25 protein-coding genes and 1 tRNA gene are annotated in these 26970 nt (G+C 35.0%); 8 read left to right on the top strand and 18 right to left on the bottom strand.

The annotated features are described in order from the left end of the window. Window positions 1–162: 162 nt before the first annotated feature. The 8 genes from P700755_RS11450 to P700755_RS11415 form a co-directional block, all read right to left on the bottom strand. Window positions 163–450 (bottom strand): hypothetical protein, encoded by a 288-nt coding sequence (locus tag P700755_RS11450; RefSeq protein WP_015024830.1) that lies wholly within the window; start codon window positions 448–450, stop codon window positions 163–165. A gap of 21 nt (window positions 451–471) precedes the next feature. Next, entirely contained in the window at window positions 472–1908 is a 1437-nt protein-coding gene (locus tag P700755_RS11445) for an NADP-dependent isocitrate dehydrogenase (RefSeq protein WP_015024829.1), read from the bottom strand. A gap of 309 nt (window positions 1909–2217) precedes the next feature. Then, a complete protein-coding gene (locus tag P700755_RS20275) occupies window positions 2218–2439 on the bottom strand; it encodes a hypothetical protein (RefSeq protein WP_041758341.1) in 222 nt (73 codons plus the stop codon). Between the two features lie 274 nt (window positions 2440–2713). Then, window positions 2714–6157: a hypothetical protein gene (locus P700755_RS11435; RefSeq protein ID WP_041758340.1), complete on the bottom strand. Its 3444-nt coding sequence runs from the start codon at window positions 6155–6157 to the stop codon at window positions 2714–2716. Continuing rightward, window positions 6154–6954, bottom strand: a complete 801-nt coding sequence (locus tag P700755_RS11430) for a DUF4347 domain-containing protein (RefSeq protein ID WP_157609289.1) — start codon at window positions 6952–6954, stop codon at window positions 6154–6156. The genes P700755_RS11435 and P700755_RS11430 overlap by 4 nt, the downstream gene beginning before the upstream one ends. 101 nt (window positions 6955–7055) lie before the next feature. Next, window positions 7056–7901 carry a hypothetical protein gene (locus tag P700755_RS11425; RefSeq protein WP_015024826.1) on the bottom strand — a complete coding sequence of 282 codons (846 nt, stop codon included), beginning with the start codon at window positions 7899–7901 and terminating at the stop codon, window positions 7056–7058. A gap of 135 nt (window positions 7902–8036) precedes the next feature. Then, window positions 8037–8639 (bottom strand): hypothetical protein, encoded by a 603-nt coding sequence (locus P700755_RS11420; RefSeq protein ID WP_015024825.1) that lies wholly within the window; start codon window positions 8637–8639, stop codon window positions 8037–8039. A gap of 422 nt (window positions 8640–9061) precedes the next feature. Next, complete coding sequence (locus tag P700755_RS11415; RefSeq protein WP_015024824.1) at window positions 9062–9514, bottom strand: hypothetical protein; 453 nt, start codon at window positions 9512–9514, stop codon at window positions 9062–9064. Between the two features lie 304 nt (window positions 9515–9818). Between P700755_RS11415 and P700755_RS11410 the strand changes: the two genes are divergently transcribed. From P700755_RS11410 to P700755_RS11400, 3 genes are all read left to right on the top strand, one after another. Continuing rightward, window positions 9819–10019, top strand: a complete 201-nt coding sequence (locus P700755_RS11410) for a hypothetical protein (protein WP_015024823.1) — start codon at window positions 9819–9821, stop codon at window positions 10017–10019. A gap of 29 nt (window positions 10020–10048) precedes the next feature. Next, a complete protein-coding gene (locus tag P700755_RS11405; protein WP_211206082.1) occupies window positions 10049–10399 on the top strand; it encodes a tyrosine-type recombinase/integrase in 351 nt (116 codons plus the stop codon). Window positions 10400–10894: 495 nt separating this feature from the next. Further along, window positions 10895–11542, top strand: coding sequence for an OmpW/AlkL family protein (locus P700755_RS11400; protein ID WP_015024821.1), 648 nt, complete (start codon window positions 10895–10897; stop codon window positions 11540–11542). A gap of 528 nt (window positions 11543–12070) precedes the next feature. On the opposite strand, the gene P700755_RS11395 is transcribed toward P700755_RS11400, so the two are convergent. The 4 genes from P700755_RS11395 to rseP all read right to left on the bottom strand — a co-directional run bounded on the left by P700755_RS11395 (window position 12071) and on the right by rseP (window position 16383). Beyond that, window positions 12071–12523: a hypothetical protein gene (locus tag P700755_RS11395; protein WP_015024820.1), complete on the bottom strand. Its 453-nt coding sequence runs from the start codon at window positions 12521–12523 to the stop codon at window positions 12071–12073. A gap of 2125 nt (window positions 12524–14648) precedes the next feature. After that, window positions 14649–14792: a GIY-YIG nuclease family protein gene (locus P700755_RS19360; protein ID WP_083858502.1), complete on the bottom strand. Its 144-nt coding sequence runs from the start codon at window positions 14790–14792 to the stop codon at window positions 14649–14651. A gap of 57 nt (window positions 14793–14849) precedes the next feature. Continuing rightward, a tRNA-Asn gene (locus tag P700755_RS11385) sits at window positions 14850–14923 on the bottom strand. A gap of 95 nt (window positions 14924–15018) precedes the next feature. Further along, the gene (gene rseP, locus P700755_RS11380; protein ID WP_015024819.1) at window positions 15019–16383 is read right to left on the bottom strand and encodes an RIP metalloprotease RseP; all 1365 of its coding nucleotides are present in this window, start codon (window positions 16381–16383) and stop codon (window positions 15019–15021) included. 148 nt (window positions 16384–16531) lie between these two features. Here rseP and P700755_RS11375 point away from each other — a divergent pair, with 148 nt between their 5' ends. Continuing rightward, window positions 16532–17212, top strand: a complete 681-nt coding sequence (locus tag P700755_RS11375) for an SCO family protein (protein ID WP_041758332.1) — start codon at window positions 16532–16534, stop codon at window positions 17210–17212. A 611-nt stretch (window positions 17213–17823) separates the two neighbouring features. Here P700755_RS11375 and P700755_RS11370 read toward each other — a convergent pair. The 3 genes from P700755_RS11370 to P700755_RS11360 form a co-directional block, all read right to left on the bottom strand. Next, window positions 17824–18726, bottom strand: a complete 903-nt coding sequence (locus P700755_RS11370; RefSeq protein ID WP_015024817.1) for a geranylgeranylglycerol-phosphate geranylgeranyltransferase — start codon at window positions 18724–18726, stop codon at window positions 17824–17826. A 10-nt stretch (window positions 18727–18736) separates the two neighbouring features. Then, entirely contained in the window at window positions 18737–19675 is a 939-nt protein-coding gene (locus P700755_RS11365) for a mevalonate kinase family protein (RefSeq protein WP_015024816.1), read from the bottom strand. Window positions 19676–19836: 161 nt separating this feature from the next. After that, entirely contained in the window at window positions 19837–20904 is a 1068-nt protein-coding gene (locus P700755_RS11360; protein WP_015024815.1) for a diphosphomevalonate decarboxylase, read from the bottom strand. Between the two features lie 96 nt (window positions 20905–21000). Here P700755_RS11360 and P700755_RS11355 point away from each other — a divergent pair, with 96 nt between their 5' ends. Further along, the gene (locus P700755_RS11355; RefSeq protein ID WP_015024814.1) at window positions 21001–21477 is read left to right on the top strand and encodes a TspO/MBR family protein; all 477 of its coding nucleotides are present in this window, start codon (window positions 21001–21003) and stop codon (window positions 21475–21477) included. Between the two features lie 6 nt (window positions 21478–21483). Here P700755_RS11355 and P700755_RS11350 read toward each other — a convergent pair whose 3' ends face one another. Together P700755_RS11350 and P700755_RS11345 are read right to left on the bottom strand one after the other, a co-directional pair. Continuing rightward, the gene (locus tag P700755_RS11350) at window positions 21484–22275 is read right to left on the bottom strand and encodes an anti-sigma factor (RefSeq protein ID WP_015024813.1); all 792 of its coding nucleotides are present in this window, start codon (window positions 22273–22275) and stop codon (window positions 21484–21486) included. Between the two features lie 49 nt (window positions 22276–22324). After that, window positions 22325–22804 (bottom strand): RNA polymerase sigma factor, encoded by a 480-nt coding sequence (locus P700755_RS11345; protein WP_015024812.1) that lies wholly within the window; start codon window positions 22802–22804, stop codon window positions 22325–22327. Between the two features lie 236 nt (window positions 22805–23040). Between P700755_RS11345 and P700755_RS11340 the strand changes: the two genes are divergently transcribed. Genes P700755_RS11340 through mptB form a run of 3 tightly spaced genes read left to right on the top strand, consistent with a single transcriptional unit; the run spans window position 23041 to window position 26551 of the window. After that, the gene (locus tag P700755_RS11340) at window positions 23041–23730 is read left to right on the top strand and encodes a glycosyltransferase family 2 protein (protein ID WP_015024811.1); all 690 of its coding nucleotides are present in this window, start codon (window positions 23041–23043) and stop codon (window positions 23728–23730) included. Beyond that, complete coding sequence (locus P700755_RS11335) at window positions 23727–25193, top strand: cellulose synthase family protein (RefSeq protein ID WP_015024810.1); 1467 nt, start codon at window positions 23727–23729, stop codon at window positions 25191–25193. Before P700755_RS11340 ends, P700755_RS11335 begins: the two co-directional genes overlap by 4 nt. Before the next feature lie 41 nt (window positions 25194–25234). Continuing rightward, a complete protein-coding gene (gene mptB, locus P700755_RS11330) occupies window positions 25235–26551 on the top strand; it encodes a polyprenol phosphomannose-dependent alpha 1,6 mannosyltransferase MptB (RefSeq protein WP_157609288.1) in 1317 nt (438 codons plus the stop codon). Here the strand turns inward: mptB and P700755_RS11325 are convergent. Further along, window positions 26538–26801, bottom strand: a complete 264-nt coding sequence (locus P700755_RS11325) for a hypothetical protein (protein ID WP_015024808.1) — start codon at window positions 26799–26801, stop codon at window positions 26538–26540. The two genes, mptB and P700755_RS11325, sit on opposite strands and share 14 nt — an antisense overlap. Window positions 26802–26970: the final 169 nt, after the last annotated feature.

The raw sequence follows: 26970 nt of genomic DNA, 5'->3' as shown, positions 1-26970 counted from the left end.
AAGCCTAAATGACAGTTTTCAGAAAATAGACGAAAGAAAAAGTGCAAACAGAGAACACCATAAAAAAATACCATGGAGAAGGGAAGCTTTCTCTATGGTATAATTGGTGATGTATTTAATCTAAAACCTGTAATAATTATTTAGAGCTAAGCACTCGATAATTTATGTTGTTTCGATTTTCTTAATAGACATCACAATAGTGCAGCCTATTTGCATCTCAACATGTTCTCCATCATGCTCTTCAATTAATAAGTCAAGAGATCTGCATTCAGAATTCAGGTCGCTTAGTGTTAACTTCAATTGATTGAGTTCATCATCGTCATTTGGATCTGTTTCATTGATTCGATCTTGTATAAAAGCCATCTTTTGAAAAAAAATTCTACCTAAAAGCTGCTGAGCAATTTCAAGGTCATAAGAGCTATCGATCAATCTAATGTGATGCGTTTGCATTTTTTTAAACTTTTTAATTTATTATTGTCCTTGCCCCATTGAATAGGCTTGAACGCCGTCAAACTCATATAGATTTTCAGTTTTTATAGTATCAATATTCTCATCAATTGCATACTTTAAAAGTTCATTGATATTTTGTTTAGTGATTTCTGAACCATTAGTACGCTTAAATCTGCACCTCCAATGATCCGTACAAAATGTTTCACTAAATCCATCAGGCCACACTTTAATACCTCTATTGGTAATCATAGTAAGCTCGATTCCATTTTTGCCAATTTTTTTTAAATTTTCTCCGATTTCATCTGGATCTACGCCATTCCAATGAACAAAGATATCAACACCTACCAGCTTCTTTTTGGCTGGAGGTCTTTTTTTGTATTTTGGCAGATTTAGAGCTAAATTATTAGAGTATGAAACAGGCTTTAAAATCGAAGGCTTCTGTCCCAAATTTTCAATTACAGCTTGTGCAAACTCTTTAGTTCCCACTTTTTGCTTGCTGGATCCTTCCTCAAAAACATCATAGGTATGAATCCCATCTTCAAGCGTTTTTAGCCATGCATTCTGGATTTTTTCTGCCGCTTCTGTTTCCCCGATGTGATTTAGCATCATTATGGCGCCTTGTAACAAACCTGAAGGATTGGCTAAATTTTGTCCCGCTCTTCTAGGAGCCGAACCATGTATTGCTTCAAACATAGAGCATTCTTCGCCAATGTTTGCTGACCCAGCCAAACCTACCGATCCAGTTATTTGAGCGGCTACATCGCTAAGAACATCTCCATATAAATTTGGCATCACGATCACATCAAAAGCCTCTGGTGTATCTGCCATTTTTGCTGCTCCAATGTCTATAATCCAATGTTCGTTTTCAATGTCAGGATACTCTTTAGCAATCTCATCGAATACTCGATGAAACAAACCGTCTGTCTGCTTCATGATATTGTCTTTGGTAAAGCAGGTTACTTTTTTGCGGTTTTGTTGTTTAGCATATTCAAATGCATATCTCACAATTTTTCCGCAACCAGGCCTGCTTATTAGTTTCAAGCATTGCACGACCTCATCTGTCTGTTGATGTTCTATGCCAGCATACAAATCTTCTTCGTTTTCCCTTATTATGACAAGATCCATAATGGGATGCTTTGTTTTTATAAATGGATGCAAACTCTTGCAAGGTCTCACGTTTGAATATAATCCAAGGAATTTCCTAGTGGTGACGTTTAAACTTTTATAACCGCCTCCTTGTGGAGTTGTAATAGGTGCTTTTAAAAAAATTTTGTTTCGTCTTATGGTCTCCCAAGATTCAGAAGCAATACCTGCTGTATTGCCAGCTAAATAAACTTTTTCACCAACTTCAATTTCTTCAATTTCAATTTTAGCACCTGCGGCTAATAAAATTCCTAGTGTGGCATCCATTATTTCAGGACCAATTCCGTCTCCTTTTGCTACCGTGATTTTTCGCATCTATAAATTTTTTTATTTATAGTGTAAAGATGCAATCAATTTATCATATATTTTAATTTATACATATTATGAATTGCATAACTATTTTTTATATTAAAAAATAGTTATGACCCACCTCAAAATCATCGCCGAAACCTATGGCTATACATTGTATTTGAAAGGAATAGTTAGATAAAAATAGATTGAGGTGGCTCTACATCTCCCCTAGTCCATTCTAGTTGATTAATATTTGATTCCACAGCACAAGGAGCCTTGCGTAATTTTTTAAATGCTGCTGCTGCCTATTCTTCTTTGTTTGGCTTAGCCTTTTTAGGCATAATTGCAACAGGGATTAAAGTGTCCACTATATTGTTTGTTTTCCTTGCTGTAAGTGCCTTTGTCTAAGCTCAAAGATGCTATTTGATTTAAAAACTTGCTGGTTAAGCTATCTGCTAATTCTTTTGTAACACCAGAATCGGTTTGTTTAACATGTACTTGATAATGGACCATAAAATTAAATTGGTCGGCAGCTATCAGGACACTTTTTAGCATACGAGAAATGCTGAAACGTAGTTCAGCAGAATAATGACTTGTGGATTTGTCTCCTTGGACCACGCTTTGCGCTGAGCTTGTTGAAGTGTTTCAGGATGACAATTTATGTGGTTGACCTAGGATGCTGAAACTTCGTCCCACATAACAAAGCCGAGTTGCTTACAAAGCATCAAAAAAACACCCTTAACAGCTCTGTTAAGGGTGTTTTAATATGTAAAGGTTATTAAAATTCTTTTTATGTTACTCGTTAGGAACAAGTAGTAATGAAATAATCTTAATTTGAACTCTTTCCAAAATCCATAGGCTGTTCTACGTTATTTCTAAAGAATTTTCCATGTCTCATATAGTCTCTAAAAAGAAATTCCCTCCAGTTAGATTCGCTACCTGGATTATCTGTATCTGGAAAACTACCTGCGGTTTGTGAGCCGTTAGCTGGGTTTAGACCGGTAGAAGTAGTGAGTAAATTAAACAAATCAAAGGCATCATCTAAACCGTCTTTGTCTGCATCGGCTCCAAGAGGAAGCGTATCTGCTACACCATCATTATTAGTATCGTAGGCTTCTATCGTATCGCTTTCACCATCACCATCGCTGTCATCATCAAACATATCTGGGACGCCATCACTATCTGTATCGGCTAAGGTTTGCGTAAAAGCACCTCCTTCGTCTGTATCAAAAGCATCATCTATACCGTCATTATCTGCATCTGTGCCTGTTGGAGCAAAGTAATCTAGGGTAGATTGACTTTCTAAGACATCTACAATACCATCGTTGTCTGCATCTATGTCTATTCTATCTGGGTAGGAATCACTGTCGCTATTAGTGTCTGCAAGGGCGGTGCCGCCATTATCTGGGTCAAAGGTGTCTGCCCAACCGTCACTGTCTGTATCTGTATTATCGTCTGCTCGACCGTCAGTGTTGGAATCTAAACCTCCTGCCTCTATAATATCTGCAATACCATCATTATCTGAATCGAGGTCTAGATAATCTGCTATACTATCTCCATCTGAATCTGGACAAGGTATACTTGATGTTTCTATAATTACAAAGTTATCTACAAATGCCCAAATTTCTCTAAGATCAGTTATATTACTTCCAATAAAAATATTATACGTGCCAGCGGTTGAAATCCCTAAAGCGGAAGGAACCAAAGTAAAAGTACGTGTTTCCCATGTCCCAGGAGTACCTCCAGAGTCAATTAAATTGGGGACTGTACCAATTGGTTGTCCTGTGACTGTAGAAGTAGAATTAAAACGAAAAACAATATCAACATCACTCGGGTTACCTCCAGTTGTACCAGGATTTCTATATTCGGTATAAAGGAATCTAACGGTTAATTCTTCATCAGGATCATTTATAATAATATCCCCGAAAATACCTTCATCATCTCTAAAACCCATAAATGACCCTCCTGAAGGAGAAGATTGAAAACCGGGCAAAGAAGCTCTAGCCGTTTCATTACCCTGAAATGCGATAGTCAAATCAGTATTCAAGTCTGGGGTATCAAATCTTCCCCAGGGCGAGGGAGCAAAATTAGTATCTGCACCATTCGTTGCATCTTCATCACCTTCATAAGGATTTCCATTAGGTTGATTAAAATCACCATTGGCTATAAGACTATCGTCGATTATAATTTCAGAATTTGTATTGCACTCAACGCTATCTAAAATCCCATCATTATCAGCATCTACATCTTGATCGTCTGAAACGCCGTCATTATCCATATCAATATCTCTATAATCTACATCACCACCAGAATTTACGTCATTATCTACATCTATAAAGTCATTTGCTGGTGTCGTATCATCAAACGCACCATTAACATCAGAATAATCATCTACTGTTTCAAGACTTGACAACAATCCATTAGTACCAAAAGCGCCTGTAACCTTACCGTTACCATCATTAGTTAATACTGGAAACACCGATTCTTCAACATCAAAAATACCGTCGTTATCTGAGTCTAAATCTAAAAAGTCTGGAAGGTCAGTATTATCTGTGTTTTCAGGAGTAAGTCCTGTTGCAGTTGAGGTATCATTATTTTCATAAGCACTATCTAAGCCATTATCCCCAACATTTCCTGTTGGTGCAATGTATCCAAGCGATGTCTGTGCTTCTATATTATCTGGAATACCATCGTTGTCACTATCTAAATCTAGATGATTAGGTATGTTGTCACCCTCTGTATCTGGGCTGTTGAATCCCGAACAAGGCAATGCAGTTACTAGTATTTCTTCTATCCAAGGGTCCCAACCAACTTGATCACCTCCAGTCCATAAAATACGGTAATTGGCGTAAGCTATGGTATTACTAGAAAAGCTAAAAACCTCTTGGTTTCCGCTAGCATTTCCATCTGATGTTATAGTGCCAGTAAGGTCAACCCAAATTGAGCCATCAAAACCCTGAGTTTTATATTGCACACCACTTTCTAAAAATGAACCTGTTCTATCTAGTTGAACTATAATTTCTGTTAAAGCTATTGGTTGATCAAAGCCAATATCAAATATGTCTTGGTTACTTCCTGGATACGACTGATTATTATCAAAGTAAAATAATTGTTGACCGTCTATATCACCATCAAATAAAGTTGAAGTAGTAGCCTCTAGGCCTCCATCATTTGTGAAGGGTAAATCAGTTGTTATACTTGTAATTGCATCATCAACTGAAATACAACCAGTAAGACCTTCATCAACATCTAAAACACCATCATTGTCATCATCAACATCTGTACTGTCTGGAATACCATCACAATCTCTGTCGTTGTTGGTATTTGATATAGTTACAGTTGCAATAGTTACATCGCAAGAGGTATCATCTGCATCACGAATACCAACGCTATATGTACCAGCCACTAGGCTTGTAAAAGTTGAAGTTGAAAGCCACGCTCCTGTATTTAATCTGTATTGATAATTACCATTTGCAGCGCCTGTTGGATTACTAATAGTAATGCTCCCTGTAGCATTCCCGCAACTTATGTTTGTGCTATTTACAGTTCCAGAGACTGGACAAGGATTTGGTCTAACTGAGACCGCTCCAGCAGCCCATCTTTCTCTATCAAGGTTTGAATAAGACAAAGAGGTTGAAACACCAGAAGCAATAGATTTTGTGCTCCCAACACCTTTTGCACGATCTTCATTTGTTCCTGATTTTAATTGCCAGCGTTGTGTTTGTCCACTGCCTAAACCTATGGTTTTATTTGCGGTATGCGAAATAGCACTAAAGACAATCTGACCTGGTCCAGTAACAATATTAGGTATGGAGGCACTAGTTGATTCACCAGTATTACCTCTATACGCGTTGAGGGGTGTGTTTGGATTTACATTAGAAAAAGAGGTTGCACCTGCTACAATGCGATTATTTCCAGATGCATTAATAGACACGGTTTGGTTACCTGTTGGGACATTAAAAGCCCTGTAAATAAGTACCGTATTACGACGACCACTTCCACTTGAAATACTAGTAGATCCCACTAGAGCCATATTATTTCCTGCATACGTAACATTGCCGGAAATACTGGTTTGTCTACCTAATTGAACAGATACTAAAGTTAGTGTGTTTGCAGCAGCCCCTCTATTGTGCTGAAAGGTGAGGGAACTACTTGTGGACGAAGCACTCGTTGTACTCTCTAAAACAACTTGTGCGCTTCCGAATAGGGGTATTATTAAAAAAGAGAAAAACAAACAAGCTTGTTTAATTCTTAAGTTGTAGATTCTTTTCATAATTTTATGTATTTAAAACCAGAATTACTATCCTCAAATCTTCCAGATAGTGATAATTGAGCTGATGATACGGTACTTAAATTTACTGGTCTTCTTGCAACGTCCAAAGGCGAACCTCCATCCATAAAAAGCTCACCACCTGTGAAAGAACTTTCACCTGTTAAAGTCCAATTATTTACCCAACCCGATCCTCCTGAACTGTTCCCACTGCTAAAATCATCGCTAGCAATTGTTTTTTGTAGGTTGTATTTATAGTTTGGTACAGCAAGATCTGAAAAAAATTGATTTCCTACCTCTAAATTCCAATCACCATCCTTACCAGTTACATTTGTAGAAGCTGCTACGGAAATACCGAGTTGCTTTTCTAGGTAAGCCAAGGCTTCAAGACCTTTTTCGCCTTTTGCAAAATTACAGCCGTATATATTCAGAAATTCTAAATTTTGAATTTTGAATTCTAAATTAATAAATTGCGCTATAGCTTCTTTCTTAAGCCATTTGTCGTTGATGAGGAGTTGGCCTGGTTTACCGTGGGTAAACAAATGGAAAACTCCTTCGTTTTGGTTGTTAATGGCTTTGGATAGTACTTCTGGCTGGACTACATCTTTGTCTATGTAATAGGTGTCAGTTTTTACAGTTTGCTTATTACAAAGGCTTTGATCTGCTATTGGCATAGCTTCTTTTAAAAGGGGTCTACTTGTGCATGATTCACACAAACTATCGGTCTCTACTGTACTAGCAGTAGCAGCAAAGCTGCCTACCCCTAGAACAAATAGAATCATTTTTATTATTTTTATCATGATTTGTTTCTTTAATTCGGTTATAAGATTTACTTTTTTATACAATTGTAATCCTGTTTTAAACCATAACACTACTATAAAACCAGTGTTATAGTATTAAATTAGTTACTTCTTGTAAAATTTAAAGTAATATCTCCTAAACGTACTATACTCGTAGTTACAGAACCGGCATCTGTTACAGTCATTTTTAAAACAATGATTCCTGTACTTCCTGCTACTAGAGTTGATAATTCAGCATCTGATGCAATAGTTGTTGAGGTCCAGTCATTTTCATCAGCTCTTGATGGAGCTAATGAAGTTGCTATAGCTGTTGGATTTTCTTCTGCATACACACTTGCTAGAACATCTGCGCCTGAAGTTGCAGCATAATCCACATCAATTGCATCGGTTTTCCAACCCACAAAATTAGCCGGAAGTGTAAAACGCAAGATGATATCATAATCGTTCTTACCCCCATCTGTTTGGGTGTTCTCCCAAGAGTAATAATTCATCCAGTTATATGCTGAACCTGCATTATCACTGGTTAAAAAACCTAGGTTGTCAGAACCATCTGCCTCTAAAGCGGCGCCAGCATACTCTGCGGTAAAAACTATTTTGTCAGTTACTACTGTTGGTGCTTTTTCTGCAATTCCAGTCCATTTTAGTACAGAAGCATCACCATCAAAAAAATAATACCCCTTAGTGGTCACGTTTTCGGTTTGTCCTGCTACTGGTGTTGCATCTGCTGTTACGTATACCAAAGCACCGTCTTGGGCGATAGTGTAGGTTTTTGCTCTCAATTGGGCTTCTGTAAGACGTGGTGCTAAAATACCATCTAAAACGGATGAGGTGGCTGCATCTCCTACTACGTCTAAAGTAGCTCTTGGCTCTGTTGTATTTATACCTACTTGGGCACTTAGTGTAAAATTTGCTGCAATTAGTATAACGCTTAATAGTAATTTTTTCATCTTATTTGATTTTAATGAAATTGGTAAATGTAAAAGTTATAGGAAACCCATCTTAGTATCCCCCCTAAAACGCTGCACTAAGCTTGTCTAAATAGGAGAAACTTTTTTGCTGCCTTTGGCAAGGCTATTTTAGTTTTATGTTATGGGTGGTGGTAGTGAGTAATAGCTTCTTAATACAGCTATTTTATGGTGTGGAGTACCATATGGATAGGTATGTGATATCCCTTTACTGCAAATAACGGCATATACCAAGTCTCCTTTAGTAGGATAAGTGTACTTTGTAGTAAAAGAACTTGGTTTGTTTTTTTTAAAAATATTTGTTGTTGCGGTGGCTATGCAATAGTTATAATTGGAAAAAACTCCGCCTTGAAGAGGAAATTTGCCCTGTGGAGCTATTGTGTAGATAAATTGAGTGGATTGCTTTTTAGCACTTAATTCAGAATGATTACTTGTATTTGGTTGCTTTTTCTTTTTTGGGGGTGTTTTGATACCTGAAAAATAAACCACTTTTGCAGTAGTTGTTTTTTCACTGCTATAAAAAACAGCATTATCTTTTACGTAAATAATTCCTTGAGAAAACGCTAAATAAGGCGAACTATGTATGCGATCTAATCCTGTTATTTGAGAATCTTCTTGAATAAATAAGGACTCATGATCTTTTGAAAACATACATAAAGTTGCCAACACTGCTAGAAGCGTGATGCATGATTTTTTATATATTTGAAAATAATAGTTCATTAAAATAGTTAAATTTTGAAAAACCGATTTACATTATTGAGTAAACATACAAAAAACTTATGGTCTCAAAAGACATACCCTACATAACCTTTTAGAATCAACATAGGTAGTATATAAAGGTAGAAACACACCGTAGTTTTTTAACTACATCGTAAACTTTAAATCCGCAAAACTTTTAGTGTAATTAAACAGAAAACACTGAGGATACATTTTTAATTTCACTAAACCTGAAATTAAAAAAAACAGAAAAAATAATTAAGAATTCATGAACTTAAACTGGATTTTACTAAAATATATGATGAATACTATCTTTTAGCATTTTTTAATATTCTGCAACAGAAGTAATTAATAATAAATGAAAAGCATACGAACACATTTATGAGTTGAATTCAAGGAGCATAAAAAACGAGATAAATTGAAGCTTACTTTTTATTTTGATCCATTATTCTAAATTCTTCTTGTTGCGCAGGAACAACATATTCGTTAAAATACCAAGACGACAATTTTTCTAAGGATAGAAATATACCAACACCGAGAACAAGGGTTATAATAGTCATTAAGATCAGGTTCTTCTTTTTACGTTTCGGATTGATTGAACATTGGTTTTGTTTCTTTCTAAACATATAAACACCAAATAAACCAATAGCAAGAGCTAAGCCTCTTAATATCCACGAACCAAGACCAATTGAACCATCATCAGCATAAAAAAAATCAGCAAAGGAAATGGCGTAAATGCCACCCATTAAACCAAACATAAATAAAACCGCCGGGGCAACGCAACAAAGTATTCCGGCTATTCCTGCAGAACCTGCAAATTTAAGTGCCCATTTAATAATATTTGGATCTTCTTGAGGTTTACTTACTCCTTTATTCATTGAATTGTTTTCAAAAGTTAGTCGTTTAATTATCGAAATCCTTACAAAACCAAAACAGCCAAATTAAAAGTAAAGACTACATACTTTTTTAAAAATAAGAAAGATTATTGCATATCTGTAAACACTCCAATGTTACGGACTAATTCCTGATATGTGTTAGAGTTTAATATGTGAATATTTTTTCATTTGCAGTATATTTTACAGACAAGTAAAGATGTAAATTATAACATAAAGAACAAAGCGACAAAGAGGGAGTTATTTTTTATAGATGCTGGTATTCCCAGCACTAGGGACTAAGAAATAAATGGGCTTATCAGCGCAAAGCGTGTGGAGCTATACAGACATTGAAAAGTCGAACACTACTGGAAAGTTCGAATCTTTATTTTATGATTTGGTATTAGACCATTTGCCTTATAACTGTAACAAAAAAGGGTTTTTTAAGCAAAGAGATTCAACGACGGTTGGTACCAAAACCTCACGAACCTATATAGGCAACGGTACATAAAATCCGAAAAGCGATGTGGGCAGTCAAATTTGGATAATAATGCTTATATATTTCCACACATTAACAAAAATATGAATGCAATTCAGATGAGAATTTCCTACCAAGGCTTAACTAAAAATATAAATAAATACGCTAAGCAAATAGCTAAAGAAGTAGAAATAAATAAGGGGGTTACAATCTACTATGCACGCCACAGTTTCGCAACAGTTTTAAAGCAGTCAAGGGCTAAAATTGAAATGATTAGCGAATTACTTGGACATAGTTCAGTTCATGTTACTGAAAGCCATTTGGATAGTTTTGAAAAGGAACATATCCAAAAAGAAACTGATGTACTCACAACTGGATTTAAGAAAGCCAATCAAAAAAAAGGGTTTGTTTAAGCCTTCACTTTTTTCACTAATTTCACTTAAAGCATTAGGGCAGAAAGAACAGATAAACATACTTTGTAAATCGATGCCGTTTATATTCCAAAAAGTTGAAGCAATACAACCCACAGGGCGAAACAATGCAATTAGATAGCTTGTAGATACTAAAAGTTCCCTAATTATTTAGGTTTCATTTGGAAGTCATTTTACTTAATCAATAAAAGATGCTGAAACCACTGTCATTGATGTTTTTTTAATGTGATTTACTTTCAGCATATTCCTATTATTTTAATTCTACTGGATATTTATCGACTTAATGTTAAAATCAGTCAATGGTAAGGAATCATAAATTGGTTTGATGTCCTCTTGTGTATACTCTTATTTATTCTTTTGTAACGATAATAATATTTAAAAAAGACATTTCACTTTTTTTAGAATCAGTGACTTTAGTCATGTTTTACTTTTTAATTCGTAAGTATTTTTGTTCAACAAATATTAAATTATATACAAATGAAAAAAGTAGTAATAGGATTGTTTTTAATAGCGTTTGCTTTTAATGTGAATGCACAAGAAGACACAAAAAAGGATGATTTTAATAAATGGCAAGTACGTCTTAGACTAATAACGATTGCACCTAATGAAAGTGCAACAATTGAAACTATTGGTGGAGATATTGATATTTCTACAGCTGTTGTTCCTGAATTAGATTTTACGTATTTCTTTACCAAAAATTGGTCTGCAGAATTAATTTTAGGAACTGCTAAACACGATGTAAAAGCAGTATCTACAGCAGCAGGAGATATTGAATTAGGTGATGTTTGGATATTACCTCCAACATTAACATTACAATATCATTTTTTAACTGAAGATGGATTTAGACCTTATTTAGGAGCTGGTTTAAACTATACCCTATTTTATAGTGCAGATGAGGGACCTACAGCAGATGATGTAAGTTATGATAATTCTGTAGCATTTGCTTTTCAAGCAGGATTAGATTATGACCTAAATGAAAAATGGTTTTTAAACGTAGATGCTAAATATTTAACATTATCAACTGATGCAACTGTAGATGCAACTACTGCTTTAGGAGCGACTGTTGGTGCAGATGTAGATATCAATCCGCTAATTATTGGAGTAGGTATTGGTATGAGATTTTAATTAATTCAGTAAAAAATTAAAAAAAGGGGTTATCGAAAGGTATCTCCTTTTTTGTGACTAGTCAGATATTGTAAAGCGTCAATTATACTATAACTCCATTATATTATGACTCCTTGCGGACTAAACAAGATAAAAAGTTTTCACGCTAAGTCCGCAAAGCTTTCGCAAAGACCGCAAAATATATTTGAATACTTATTTTTTTCTTTGTGTGCTTTGCGTGAAATATAGCGCTAATAGCTATCGATTTAACCAAACTGATTCGTTACGAATTTATAAGATAATTCATACTCATCTATTGTTGCATTTTAGGTGTTTTATCATAATAAAAGGTGTCTTCATCTTTCTCATCATACTCTTCTAAAAAACCTTAACGAACTATTATTTCTTAGCACATACAGTGATTTATATACGAAGAATTTTTTTAAATTCTGTTTTCACAAACAGACTATCTATTCCAATCCCATCTTATGAAATAAATAATACTAAAGTTATATCTAAAAGAGCATAAAAAACGAGATAAATTAGAGCTTACTTTTTGTTTTGATCCATCATTCTAAATTCTTCTTGTTGCGCAGGGACAACATATTCGTTAAAATACCAAGATGACAATTTTTCTAAGGATAGAAATATACCAACACCAAGAACAAGGGTTATGGTAGTCATTAAAATCAGGTTCTTCTTTTTACGTTTTGGATTGATTGAACATTGGTTTTGTTTCTTTCTAAACATATAAACACCAAATAAACCAATAGCAAGAGCTAAGCCCCTTAATATCAACGAACCAAGACCAATTGAACCATCATCAGCATAAAAAAAATCAGCAAAGGAAATGGCGTAAATGCCACCCATTAAACCAAACATAAATAAAACAGCCGGGGCAACACAACAAAGTATTCCGGCTATTCCTGCAGAACCTGCAAATTTAAGTGCCCATTTAATAATATTTGGATCTTCTTGAGGTTTACTTGCTCCTTTATTCATTGAATTGTTTTCAAAAGTTAGTCGTTTAATTATCGAAATCCTTACAAAACCAAAACAGCCAAATTAAGGAGTCTAGATATTTGTCACCCTGAACTTGTTTCAGGGTCTAAGCTTAATTAATAAAGATGCTGAAATGAATTCAGCATGACAAAGCTCATGACTCACCTCTCACGACTAGTGACTCCTTCAGGCAAAGCAAACCGTTTCACTAGCGCTTTGCTCCTTTGTCCTTTCTTCATCACTTTTTTGTTTTCTAATCTCCATAAAAAGTAGGCCATTTTCTAAACATCGAGAAGCTTGCCACTTTGAGACTGTCACTTCGAGTGATTTTCGATAGAAAATCGCATCGAGAAGTAGTTTTAAGTTATGAGCTAAAAAGTTCTCTATACAAATTTCACCTTTTCCAAAAGTAAAATTCACTCAAACTGACAGAGTCTAGATATTTGTCACCCTAAACTTGTTACAGGGTCTAAGCTTAATTAATAAAGATGCTGAAATCAATTCAGCATGACAAAGCTCATGACTCACCTCTCACGACTAGTGACTCCTTCAGGTAGCCTCAAATAGTCTAAAATTTTACGACACCTTCACTTTAATTTTCACGACCTCTTTTCGTAGGCCGTTTTCTAAACATCGAGAAGCTTCAAATTCCGTGCAAGGCGATAGCCGCGATGCGGAATCTGTTTAAGTTATGTTCTGAGTTTTACTATTTTAATTGCTCTTTCTTTTTTGCATCGCCCAAAAAAGAAACAAAAAAGACTAGGCTTACGAACTTCAGTCTAAAATTTACGCTTGATGTCTAAATTTTAGAAACTCAACCTCCTAAAGTCGGTCTCAAACAGTCTAAAATTTTACAACACCTTCACTTTAATTTTTACGACCTCTTTTCGTAGGCCGTTTTCTAAACATCGAGAAACTTGTTACCTCAAGACTGTCACTTCGAGTGATTTTCGATAGAAAATCGTATCGAGAAGTAGTTATAAGTTAATGAAGATGCTGAAGTGATCCCAAAACCACTTAGAGATCATAAGAAAGCTTTATGAGGTATCACATTCAACCTGCCTTTGTCATCTTGAGGGAAATGCAGTGACGAAAGATCTACCTCAACGTGGCTTCGATACACCCCGCTACAAAAAAAGCGGGTCACTCAGCCACTAATTCATAAGTGTCATTCCGACAGAGAAGCCGTTTTGCTTCGACGAGGAATCTGTGTAAGTGGTGTATTTAAGCTTAACGTTTCACTCTTTATTTAAGCTACAGAAAGAATTAATGCTTTCATTACTTTTTTGCATTGCCCAATCCCGAGGTGTCGGGAGAATCAACCTGGCTTTGTCATCTTGAGGGAAATGCAGTGACGAAAGATCTACCTCAACGTGGCTTCAATACACCCCGCTACAAAAAAAACGGGTCACTCAGCCACCAATTCATAACTGTCATTCCGTGCAAGGCAATAGCCGCGATGCGGAATCTGTTTAAGTGATGTTCTGAGTTTGAAAATGTGATATTTTACTTAGGATTTAGATAGAATTAATGTTTTCATATCAATTTTAATTAATTGATATACAGTTCAGTATGTGTTACCTTTTTTAAAAACCTTGTTACCTTTTTCTCGACCTTTTTAGATCTAAAATAGGTACCCTGATTTTTATAAGGAAAAAGTTGACTTTGGCTAAAATCTCGTGGAACAGCAGTAAATCCAGTACTTAAGGAAGGAAAAAATTTAAAACAAAAAAACCCGATATTTTCATATCAGGCTTACTTGCTCCTCCTCAACCCCGATACCTATCGGGGCGAACTTTCACTGTATCTATCTAGCAATTGAATTTTCATCTCAGGATATTTTTTCAAATTCTGGATATATACTTTACTTTTCATCTTTTTGATGGGTTTCTCAATAGCTAAGGCTTGTCCCTTAGATTTGCATTCAATTTTTAAATACACTTCCCAATCCTTCGCCTCGTACCAAATTAAATTAATAATGTCGTATAAATAAATTGAATTATACTACGACATAGCTCAGCACAGGTTTTTTGATTGATTGAAGTTAAAAATAATTAGCATAGCCTTAGTTATGGTAATTATTTTTAATAAAAGGCAGTCGAAAAAGAAACGATTTATTGCTACATTATCGGTTTAATTTGGTATTAAATGTGAACTTGTGAGATTCAGCATTATGATGGAACTCCAGTCGTTTTTCCAAGTTTGAAGTAAATCCAGTATAAAACCTATTAAGCTTTTGAGAATGCAGGATGTAGACACTATAAATCATCGAAACACTATTCTTTAAAAACAAAAAAACCCGATATTTTCATATCAGGCTTACTTGCTCCTCCTCAAAGACTCGAACTTTGGACCCTCTGATTAACAGTCAGATGCTCTAACCAACTGAGCTAAGGAGGAATTTATCGTATGTAATGAACTGTCATCTTTTGCGATTGCAAATATAAACCAATATTTAGTCTTGCAAAATATTTTTCTGGAAAAGAATTAGTTTTTTAGTCTCCCGTAATCCAGCGGTAAACATCATTTCCATTTGCAAAAAGAACTAAGGCAATCAGGATGAAAAAACCGGCTATCTGCGCATATTCCATCACTTTTTCGTTGGGCTTACGCCCAGAGACCATTTCATAAAGTAAGAAAACCACATGTCCTCCGTCTAATGCTGGAATAGGCAGGATATTCATAAAGGCTAAAATAATGGAAATAAAAGCAGTTGTGGTCCAAAAAGACTGCCAATCCCATGTGTCTGGAAACAGACTTCCTATAGCTCCAAAACCACCAACTTGTGTAGCGCCTTTTTTGGTAAATACATATTTAAATTGCGATACATAATCGTTGAGCGTCCAGTAGGCAAAGTCGAATCCTGCGGGTATACTTTCACCAAAACTATAAGTCTTAGTCAGAATATTTTCTTGGCTAAAAGCAGAAGTATAAACACCAATATCGCCTTCTTCGTTAGTGGTAATATTTACGGTTCCTATACCCTCTGCATTGAGTTCTTTATTAAGAGCTTGGTTTTCACCAGTGGCAGAAATGAAACTAAGATCGAAGGCTTGGCCATCGGTAGCTTTCACTTTTTTTCTAAACTCATGCCAGTAAGTTACCTTTTCACCATTTACAGCTGTTATCAATATCCCTTGGGTCAACCCTGCTCTTTCCGCTGGGGAATCGGGAATTACACTATCTATAACGGGTTTCCTAACAGGAGAAAAAGGCTGAAAATTTCCAGATTGAAATAACTGCTGCCCTATGTCTTCTGGCATAGAGAGGCTCTCTATTGCTCCATTGGCATGTTGCACCTCAATATCATTCACATCCCGCAACAAAAGGTGTCTATTAATATCTATTTGACTTTGCAGAGGTTTCCCGTCAACATTCAAGATTTTATCGCCATCCAAAAAACCATAGTCTTTCATCAACTCGGCACTTTCCAGACCATCATCAAATACTTTTGGGTCTAGGTAATCTTCGCCCCAAACGAATAAGACCATCATATAAATAAGAAAGCCAAGGACAATATTCACCGTTACACCACCTAGCATAATAATAAGACGTTGCCATGTAGGCTTACTTCTAAACTCCCACGGCTCTGGCGGTTTGGACATTTGTTCTTTATCCATGCTTTCGTCGATCATCCCAGAAATCTTGACATATCCTCCTAGTGGCAACCAACCGATTCCATACACCGTATCCCCTATTTTCTTTTTGAAGAGCGAAAATTTAACATCAAAAAAGAGATAGAATTTCTCTACTCGAGTTTTAAACAACTTGGCGGGTATAAAATGACCAAGTTCGTGAAGTACTATAAGTATAGATAAACTCAATAAGAGTTGTATTGCTTTTATAAAAAATGTATCCATTAATTTGTAATTTTTCAGTCGCAAAAGTAATCTTTTATTGGGGCATAAAAAATTTTTGAATCGCTTCCCTGTATAGTTAACATTTAATTGTAACTCTAACACTTTGTAGTCGTGTATTTACGCGTAATTTTGTGGCAATTATATCGCCATGCTAAAGTTTTTCGCCAAATACAAGTTTTTCGCTATAGTGATGTTCATTCTCTCCGGAATAATCATCACCTTAATTTATAATCAACTTGATCCTATTCCAAAACTTCCAGTATACCAACCTAGCATGGTCACTGCAGATCTTGTGGACACGACGGTCCAGTACATTCGTAAATACCACAAAGTAAAAGACTTTAAGCTGGTGAACCAAAATGGAGATACCATTACCCAAAAGGACTATAAAGATAAAATTTATGTGGCCGATTTCTTTTTCACCACCTGCCAGAGCATCTGCATAGACATGGCCAAAAGCATGCAAACTTTGCAAAATGAATTTGAAGATGACAAAGATATTTTATTGCTTTCCCACTCCGTTACACCAGAAATTGATGATGTTGCGCAGCTCAAAAAATATGCTCTGGAAAAAGGAGTTATCGACAGCAAATGGAATCTGGTGACTGGCGATAAAAAACAAATTTACAACTTAGCTAGGAAAGAATATCTAGCTTCAAAAACTGAAGGTAACGGTGGTAAATATGACCTTGTCCATACCGAAAATTTTGTGCTAGTAGATAAAGAAAAACGCATCCGAGGCTTTTATGACGGCACCAATCTTGAAGAAATAGAACAACTCATCGAGGATATCGATATCCTTAGACTAGAATATCTCCCAGAAGACTAATACTGGATTAAACCTATAATGTCGCAATAAATCGTTTTACCGAAACGAATTCGGCACAGGCTTTTTTCACAGGCTTTTTATCAAAAATAATTACCGTAATTAAAGTTAATCTGGTTATTTTTAATTTCAATCAATCAAAAAACCTGTGCTGAGCTACGTCTTATAATTCAGTTTATGTGTACGACTTTGTAAATTTAAATTGGGACAAATTTTTATACTGAATTTGCCTCTGCTCACCTCTTTCATTTGCGATATCTAGTTTGCCGCTTTCTACAAACTTAGTTTTACGTCTGTTGTCGATAAAGCTTCAGGCCTCACGGCAGCAATAATTACAAAGCTAACTTGAAGCATTTATAATACCAAATTAGACCTATAATGACGCAATAAATCGTTTCTTTTTCGCCTGCTTTTCATCAAAAATAATTACCGTAGCTAAGGCTATGCTAGTTATTTTTGATTTCAATCAATCAAAAAATAATTCAATTTATTCATACGGCATTATAAATATAATTTGGTATAAGTCCAAGACGATTGTATAGATCTTATCTCAATTCTTAAAGCTCGATGTCGAAATGGATAAAACAACACAGAGCAAATTCAGAAGAAACAGTTTAAAAGAAGCGTTTTATCAGGGTTTCGATATCGATTAGCATAATGCTAAAAACACCGAGGACAATTACAAATTTTAAAAGGTTGTGCAAGATTAAGTAATGTGGCCTTTGTTCTGACCTCCAAAGTTGCCACAAGAAAATAATAAGTAAAACAACACAGAGCAAGAAGTAATAATCCATATATCCCGAGTCGAAAAATAAAATAAGAATAAGGGCTGGGACAATAGTTGAAATCACCAAAACAGAAATCAATTTTTTGGTAAATTCCACGCTATATTTTACAGGGATAGTAGAATAGTCCAATGTAAAGTCTCCCTTTAGGTTTTCCAAATCTTTAACTAATTCTCGAATAAGAATAATAAAAAACAAAAAGACAGCGTGAACTATAATCACCTCTTCAAAATTTCTATAGTACACGAAAATGATGAAAAATGGAAGTATTGCCACAAGGCCTGCCGTGAGTGTTCCTAAGAAAGGATAACGTTTAATTTTATGAGAATACAACCAAAGTAGAAAAATGTAAGAGGAGAAGAAAAGAACCGCTTTAAAACTGATGTAACTCGCAATGATAACACTCAAAAAGTTGAGAATAAAATAGACGCTGAGTTTGGTTTTTTGGCTGACGAAATTATCCAGCAACGTTTTACTAGGCCGATTAATGAGGTCTTTTTCGGAATCGTAGAAATTATTGATAAGGTAGCCGGAAGCAATTGCGAGGGCGGTAGACACTACAATAAGAAATAAATTAATGTCGAATACCACTTGGCTTAACGGTAAATGGTAAGCCATTATAAAAATGGACGCCAAATATTGGGCAATAATAATAATGAGAATATTGTATCCACGAATTACCGAGAACAAGCTCAAGAATTTGAGCCAAATACGTTTGTTCTCCCAAGACATCTAAACGGTTTTAAAAAGTGTAAACAACTTCTAACTTGTGACCTTCTAAAGCTTTTTTAGCTTTTTCGAAATCTTCAGTAAAGCCTAAAATATAACCACCTCCTCCAGAACCACAAAGTTTTAGGTAGTAATCGTTGGTTTCTATACCATTTTTCCAAAGTTCGTGGAACTGTTTTGGAATCATAGGTTTGAAATTTTCTAAAACGACGTTCGACAAATGCTTGATGTTTCCAAAAAGAGTTTTAAAATCGCCTTCTAAAAAGTTATCTACACAAGCATCCGTATGCTTTACAAACTTATCTTTAATGATATTTCTAAAGCCTTCCTGCTTCATGTTTTCCATAAAGATCTGAACCATTGGAGCGGTTTCACTAGCAATTCCGCTATCTAATAAAAATACAGCACCATTACCATTTTGAGATTGTGATGGAAGACCTGCAGGTTCTATATTATCTTTAGAATTAATTAAAATTGGTAAGCTTAAATAACTATTAAGGGGATCAAGGCCTGAAGATTTTCCATGGAAAAAAGATTCCATTTTGGAAAAAATGGTTTTCAGTTTTAGCAATTTGTCTTTAGTCAGATTTTCTAAAACAGTAATCTTGTCGAAAGCGTACTTATCGTAAATAGCAGCTACAAGTGCACCGCTACTCCCCACACCATATCCTTGTGGAATGCTACTGTCGAAATACATTCCTTTTTCAAGATCTGCATTAAGCGCTGTAATATCAAAACGAACAGGAGTATCAACTTCACTTTGAAATTCTTCCAAATAGAAAGAAAATCGTTTTAAATCGGTATTGGATTTCACAGCCTTTGCATCCGGTTGTTCATCCACTTTTAAGGCACCGTTATAAAAATTGTAAGGGATGGATAAGCCTTTGGAATCTTTGATGATACCATATTCACCGAATAACAATATCTTAGAATAAAATAAAGGTCCTTTCATAGTAGTTAATTTTAGAATACGTCTATTCTATAGTGCAAATATTAATGAAAATTAAGAGATAATACCTCCTTTTATTAAAAAAATATCGTCTCGCTTTAAACTACTTGCGCTGCAAAATTAATGCTTTTAATTCAATTTGAGTCTAAAATCTTTAAGTGGGGTTAAAATTGAATTCGGTCATGAATCACCTTGTTATTAGAGCAAAACGGTAGCAATTGAGAATCGATAAAAGGCCTCACCATAGTTTCTGAAGATTCTGGATATAACAAATGGACGTTGGCGCCTGCATCTAAAGTAAAACCCAAATAAACGTTTTCCTCTTTTCTGAATTTACAAATCTTCTCAATCACCTGCAACGTGTTGGGCTGCATAAGAATAAAATAGGGTGAGCTTGTCATCATCATGGCATGAAGAGACAAAGCTTCTGACTCTACCAAAGCAAAGAATGCTTCATAATCTCCTGAAATTAAGATAGACTTAAGCTTTAAAATATTTTCATCAGCTTGTTGAAAGCGCTGCTCTGCAAAGGGATGGTTATGCATAAGGTTATGGCCAAGACTACTACTTACCTGCTTCTGTCCTTCATCAATAAGTAAAATGGAATCCCTAAATGACCTAAAATTCGGATGGACATCGTAAGGGTAATCTATACCATAAAAGCTGGAACTGCCTTCGATCTCCTTATGTTCTCCCCAAACTACAAGCTTTCCCCCCGTACTTCTACAGGCACTTCCCGAACCTAATCTTGCCAAAAAAGACGTTTTATGCTCTAAGTATAGGTTCGAAATTTCAGGAGATACAGATACCTCTATTTTCATAAAACATTTAGCAAGGGCTGCCATTCCACTAGCTGAAGAAGCTATTCCACTACTGTGTGGAAAGGTGTTTTCTGTGTGAATTTCAAATTCAAAAGATTTTAAGAAAGGAACATAAGTTTCAATTCTCTTTAGAAACGTTTCAATTTTAGGCTCAAAAGATGCTTTTCGTTTTCCTTCAAAAAACACTTCAAAATGAAATTGATCATCAGCTTTTATCTTCTTTTTAAGCACAACCTCAGTTTTGGTCTTACAGTCTTCTAGGGTGTAGCTTATAGACGTATTTTTAGGTAATTGTTCTCCATACTTTCCCCAGTATTTTACCAAAGCGATGTTGCTAGGGGCTTCAGAAGAGTACTTTCCTAGTTCTGGTAAAACAGGAGTGACCTTATATATAAAATCTTGATTTTGCATTCTTGAAATTTCACACAAATATAAACAAAGACTCTAGTAAAGCTAAGCGTTGCACATCTGGAAAAATAGTAATACTTTGCTTAGAGAACTAAACTTATGAAAGCCTCTACATTGGTTAGAATCTTTATTGCAATACTCATATGCTTAGGGATAGGATTTTTAGGATCCATCGCTACTCAAACTAGTGTAAATACTTGGTACGCCACTTTAAATAAACCTAGCTTTAATCCTCCCAACTGGCTGTTTGCTCCTGTATGGACAGCTCTGTTTATTTTAATGGGAATTTCTGCTGGTATTGTTTGGAGCAAAGGTTTTTATCATGTGTGGGTAAAAACTGCACTTTATCACTTCGGTATTCAATTGATTTTAAATGCCTCTTGGTCTATTGTTTTCTTTGGTTACCAGTCACCTCTTATAGGCTTAATTACCATTATAGCTCTTAATATACTCGTCTTACTCACTTTCAAATGGTTTAAGATTATCAATAAAACAGCGGCATATCTTCTTATTCCTTACATACTTTGGATCGCTTATGCTACTGCGCTTAATTTTGAAATCTGGAGACTAAATTAAATTCCTTTAGATAGTTCCTAAAGCGTAAAGTTGTTTTAAATTAGGCTGCTCACTTCCTCCAGCAGGTTCTAAAGTAATACCAAAACCTTCAGGTTCTGGAACATTCTGAAACCTAAACACTTTATTTTCTGAAGAATTTGCCTCAGCTAAAAGCCCTATGCTTTTTGGTGTGAGAGGATCAAATTTAAACGACCATACTTGATAAACCATACCATCTGAGGCCTCTGGCAACCTGCTGATGTCCAAAATCAGCTCTTCTTTTTCATCTGTATAAAAGGCTACTACAGAACTATTTGGAGCATTTAATTTATTTCCTGGCAACGTCAGTTTACGAGTACTTGGATCTCCCATTTGTAAAAACAGTTCTTCCAAAGTCTCAACTTTCTGTGAAACTTCAGTAACCTGAATCTCTTTCGTTTCTAATTGAGAATTCACCACTTCTATGTCATTTTGTAGATCTTGGTTCAATTTCAATAACCAAAGGATACCCCCTAAAAAAAGAATTGCTGCAGCCCATCCAAAGTAGGAGTAATTAGAAGTGATAATTTTTACCTTGGGTCTGTGTTGAAAAGATTTTGATCTTAATTTTGTTACTACTAGTTCTTTAATGGAGGGTTTTACACCTGGAGATGTTGCTTTTGAAAGCTTCAACAAAATGGCTTCTATTGATTCTACTTCCGCTTGAAGTTCAGGATCTTTAGCTATATCATGAGCAATTTCAGCTTGTTCTTTGGTTGAAAGTACTCCATAAACATAAAGCTCAAGCAATCCAGATTCTATATAGTCTTTGGTATTCATATTATCCTAATGTTTCTCTTAGTGAGTTTAAGCAGCTTCTATTTCTCGACTATACTATTCCTATAGAGATGTCTAATGTCTCTGAAACTTCTTTTTGCGTATACCCTTTAAAAAATAGTAAATCGATTAATTTTACACACATTGGCTTAAGTCTGTCTACAAATTGTCTCAGGCCATACGCATCACTCTGACTATCTAAATCCATATCCTCTTTTATGAACAAGAAGAAGTCATCAAAATTAAAGTTTTTACGTTTGTTTTTATAAGCCTTTGACCTGACTTTATCTATCGCTGCATTTCTAGATATATTCAATAGCCAAGTAAAAAAAAGTCCTTTATCAGAGGAATAGGAGTCAGATTTATTCCACACTTTAATGAAGACATCTTGAAGAACTTCTTCAGCAATTTCTACATGTTTAACTATATTAGTTATGATTCCAAAAATATGTTCAGAGTACGTATCGTAGATTTGGAAAAAAGCAACTTCATTCTGTTTTTTCAACTGTAAAATGAGCTCGTCTGGTTGCATTTATAATTTTTCTAAAACTACTTAATTAAAATCATTTGGCAATTCTTCTTTAAAAAAAGGAAATTGTGGAATGCTAACCACAATTTCCGATCTATCAACAAAAAAACAACCATGACAAAAACTTTAATCTTGACTGCATGTATCTACGAAAATAGACCTCTTAAGGTTTACTTTATTATTTGAAATCAATTGCAGTTTCACACGACTATATCTCTAAAATCGTATTTTCGCGGCTTATGAAGATGATAAGAGTTATTATACCAGCGTTTAACGAGGAGAAGTCCATTTCTAAGGTTATTGGTGATATCCCTCCTCACGTGACAGAGATTATTGTCGTGGACAATAATTCTACAGATCACACCAACAAAGTTGCTGCAGATGCTGGTGCAACCGTTCTTTCAGAACCCGAATCTGGCTATGGGAATGCTTGCTTGAAGGGCTTGTCTTATTTAAAAACTCTGGATCAGCAAACCGATATAGTTGTCTTTTTAGATGGCGATTATAGTGACTACTCCGAAGAAATAGATAAAATTCTCGCACCAATTATCAATGATCATATTGATTTTGTAATAGGAGCTAGAGTCAAATCAAAACGAGAGTCTGGCTCAATGACTTTTCCGCAAGTATTTGGTAATTGGCTAGCGACATCACTGATGCGAGTTTTCTTTAAATCAAAATTTACAGATCTAGGCCCTTTCCGGGCTATAAAGTATGAGAAACTGTTAAATTTAAAGATGGAAGATAAAACCTACGGGTGGACTGTAGAAATGCAACTGAAAGCTCTAAGACACTCTTTGTCTTACACTGAAGTTGAAGTTCGTTATAGAAATCGAATAGGACAATCTAAAGTCTCTGGAACTGTGAAAGGGGCAGTCATGGCTGGCATAAAGATACTAGGTTGGATTTTTAAATATACATTTAAATGATACTTGACTATATTATAATTGGTATTTACAGCATTGCTTTATTGATTATTTTACTGTACAGTTTAGCACAACTTCAACTTGTTCTAAATTATAAAAAGGCTAAACAGCAAGTTTCAAAAAACCCTATTGAACCCCAAGAGTGGCCAAAAGTGACTATCCAACTTCCCCTTTACAATGAAAAATATGTAGTTAAGCGCTTATTGGATAATATTTCTAAACTAGAGTATCCTTCCTCCCAACTCGAAATTCAGGTTCTCGATGACTCTACAGACGAATCAAAAGATTGTACAGAAGAGCTAACTGAAGACTTAATTCAAGGGGGTATAAATGCTAAATACATCCATAGAACCAATAGAAAAGATTTTAAGGCCGGAGCTCTACGCGAGGGTCTGGATGTCGCTGAAGGAGAATTTATAGCGATTTTTGATGCGGACTTTTTACCTCAGCCTAACTGGCTAAAGCGAACTATTCCTCATTTTAACGCACCTCATATTGGTGTAGTGCAAACCCGTTGGGGACATGTGAACAGAAATTACAGCCTATTGACCAAAATACAAGCCTTTGCTTTAGATTTTCATTTTCTCGTTGAACAAGTAGGAAGAAAATATGGGGACCATTTCATCAACTTTAATGGAACTGCAGGAATATGGAGAAAATCTTGCATTTTGGATGCAGGGAATTGGCAGGGAGATACGCTTACAGAAGATTTAGATTTAAGCTACAGAGCCCAGCTCAAGGGTTGGACCTTTATCTATCTTAAAGATGTTGTGACTCCAGCAGAACTCCCAGTCGTTCTAAGTGCCGCAAGGTCTCAACAATTTCGATGGAATAAAGGGGCTGCAGAAAACTTCAAGAAGAATTTTTGTAAAATTTGGAAAAGCGATGATCTAAAACCACTTTCTAAATTACACAGCTTTTTTCATTTACTTAATTCCAGTATGTTCTTATTGATTCTAATCGTAGCTATTTTGAGCATCCCTATCCTTTATATTAAATTTCAACAGGAGTCTTGGGATATTATATTTTATATTTTGGCAGCTATGGGATCTAGCACCTTCATTTTTATATATGGATATTGGACCAGTTACAAAGAAATACATAAAGGTGGATTGGTTTCTTTTTTAAAGTTTGTAGGCTTGTTTATCACTTTTTTCTCTATTGCTATGGGGCTTTCCGTTCATAATAGTCTAGCGATTTTAGAAGGTCATTTTAATAAAAAATCAGCTTTTATTCGCACACCGAAATTCAATATTTCGTCTGATACAGATACTTGGAAAGATAAAACATACATCAACAAAAAACTTTCTATTCTTAACGGCATAGAGTTTTTGCTCTTTTGTTATTTCATATATGGTTTATATAGTGCTTATTTAACTCAAGATTTTGGTTTGGTCATTTTCCATTTGATGCTCACCTTTGGTTTTGGTTATATTTCTTTTAAAACCTTATTTTCCAATCACTGATGAACTCAAAAGCTTTACATATTTTCCTGAGGTTTATTTGCGTGACATTACTTTGTATTCTCTACTATTGGATAGGCTATAGATTGGATAAAAGCAGCTTTTGGTTACTATTTTCTCTTTACACAACAGCTTTTGCGACCTCCTATTACTTAATGCAAAGCGGTGTCAAATTAAAATATTTAATCGGTCTAAGCTTTAGTTTAAAGTTCATTTTCCTTTTTGCTATTCCTGAATTATCTCAAGATTTTTATAGATTTATTTGGGACGGCATGCTAACAGTGAAAGGCTATAACCCTTATTCACATCTCCCTGTTGAACTGATGACTACTACAGAATTTAATTCTGAAAGTTTCAATGTGCTACTTTATGATAAGATGGGCGAACTGAGTGCCAATAATTATTCAAACTATCCACCCGTAGCGCAATTTGTTTATGCGTTTTCTTGGCAAATTGCTGGTGAGAATCTACTGCTAAATATTGTTTTATTAAGATGTTTCAATCTGATTGCAGAACTTGGAATATTGATTTATGGTTTGAAAGTTTTAAAAAAAATAAATTTACCAAAAAGACAGATATTAATTTTTATTCTAAATCCGCTTGTCATTATAGAATCTACTGGAAATCTTCATTTTGAAGTTATGATGATTGCTTTTTTTATCCTTGTGCTGTATCAGCTCTCACAAAATAAATTTAAAACTGCGGCAGTATTTTGGTCTCTTTCAGCACTTTCGAAACTGATGACGCTCATGTTTTTACCACTTCTGTGGGCCTTTTTTAGGAAACAGAAAACGAGTTTTATAAAATCAATACAAACTGCTTTAAGCTTTTATATAATTGTTGGTTTGTGTTTTGCTGGAGCCTATTTTATATTTTGGGACGAGGCTTTTATAGGTAATTACCAAAGCAGTTTGGGGCTGTATTTCAATAATTTTGAATTTAATGCAAGTATTTACTATCTATTGCGATGGATTGGTTTTCAATTTGCAGGCTACAATCTTATCGCTATTTTTGGGAAAACTCTGGCTTTTTTAGCCTTTTTAATCATTTTGTGGTTAAGCTTTAGAAAAAAGAAAATTGACTTAAAAAAACTTTTTATACATATGCTTTGGGCCATTACAGGCTATTATTTACTGTCTACAACAGTACATCCTTGGTATTTGTTATTACCATTGGTTTTAAGTGTTTTCACCACTTACAAATATATGCTGATTTGGTCTTATTTAGTGATTTTGAGTTACGCAGCTTACCAAACCGATGTCGTAAACGAAAAAAGCTTACTCATCACTTTGCAATATGCAATAGTGATTGTAAGCTTAAGTTTAGAAATTTTTTATCCAAAATCTTTTAATCGATCTTAATCGCGCGTTTTTTCATGAAGAAATAACCACCAATTGCCAGACCACCAATAAGACCTACCCATATTTGTCCATCAATTGGAGCTGCATTGTCATTGTCACTTACATTAAAAGTGGTTCCTTCTGTTTCTCCCCCTGATCCAGGCAAACCCGGAGGACCACCAGGACCACCAGGAGGACCACCTTGAGCTATAAGAGATCCTATTGAAAAAAATGAAACGATGAGAATAAAAAGTGTTTTTTTAATTTTCATGACTATTAATTAATTGTTAATAGAACAAAAATAGAAAAAAATATTTTAATTCAATATTTAAATATTTTAAAAACTTTTTCAAATTACTAAAAACTCAACAGAAATACTAGAACCTTACAAGCGAAAAAAGCCTGTGCCGAATTCATTTCGGTAAAATGATTTATTGTGA

Source organism: Psychroflexus torquis ATCC 700755 (genome assembly GCF_000153485.2).
In the GTDB taxonomy this organism is placed as follows: Bacteria; Bacteroidota; Bacteroidia; order Flavobacteriales; family Flavobacteriaceae; genus Psychroflexus; species Psychroflexus torquis.
The sequence above is the reverse complement of the archived record's forward strand: the minus strand, read 5'-3'. Positions and strand labels throughout refer to the sequence as shown.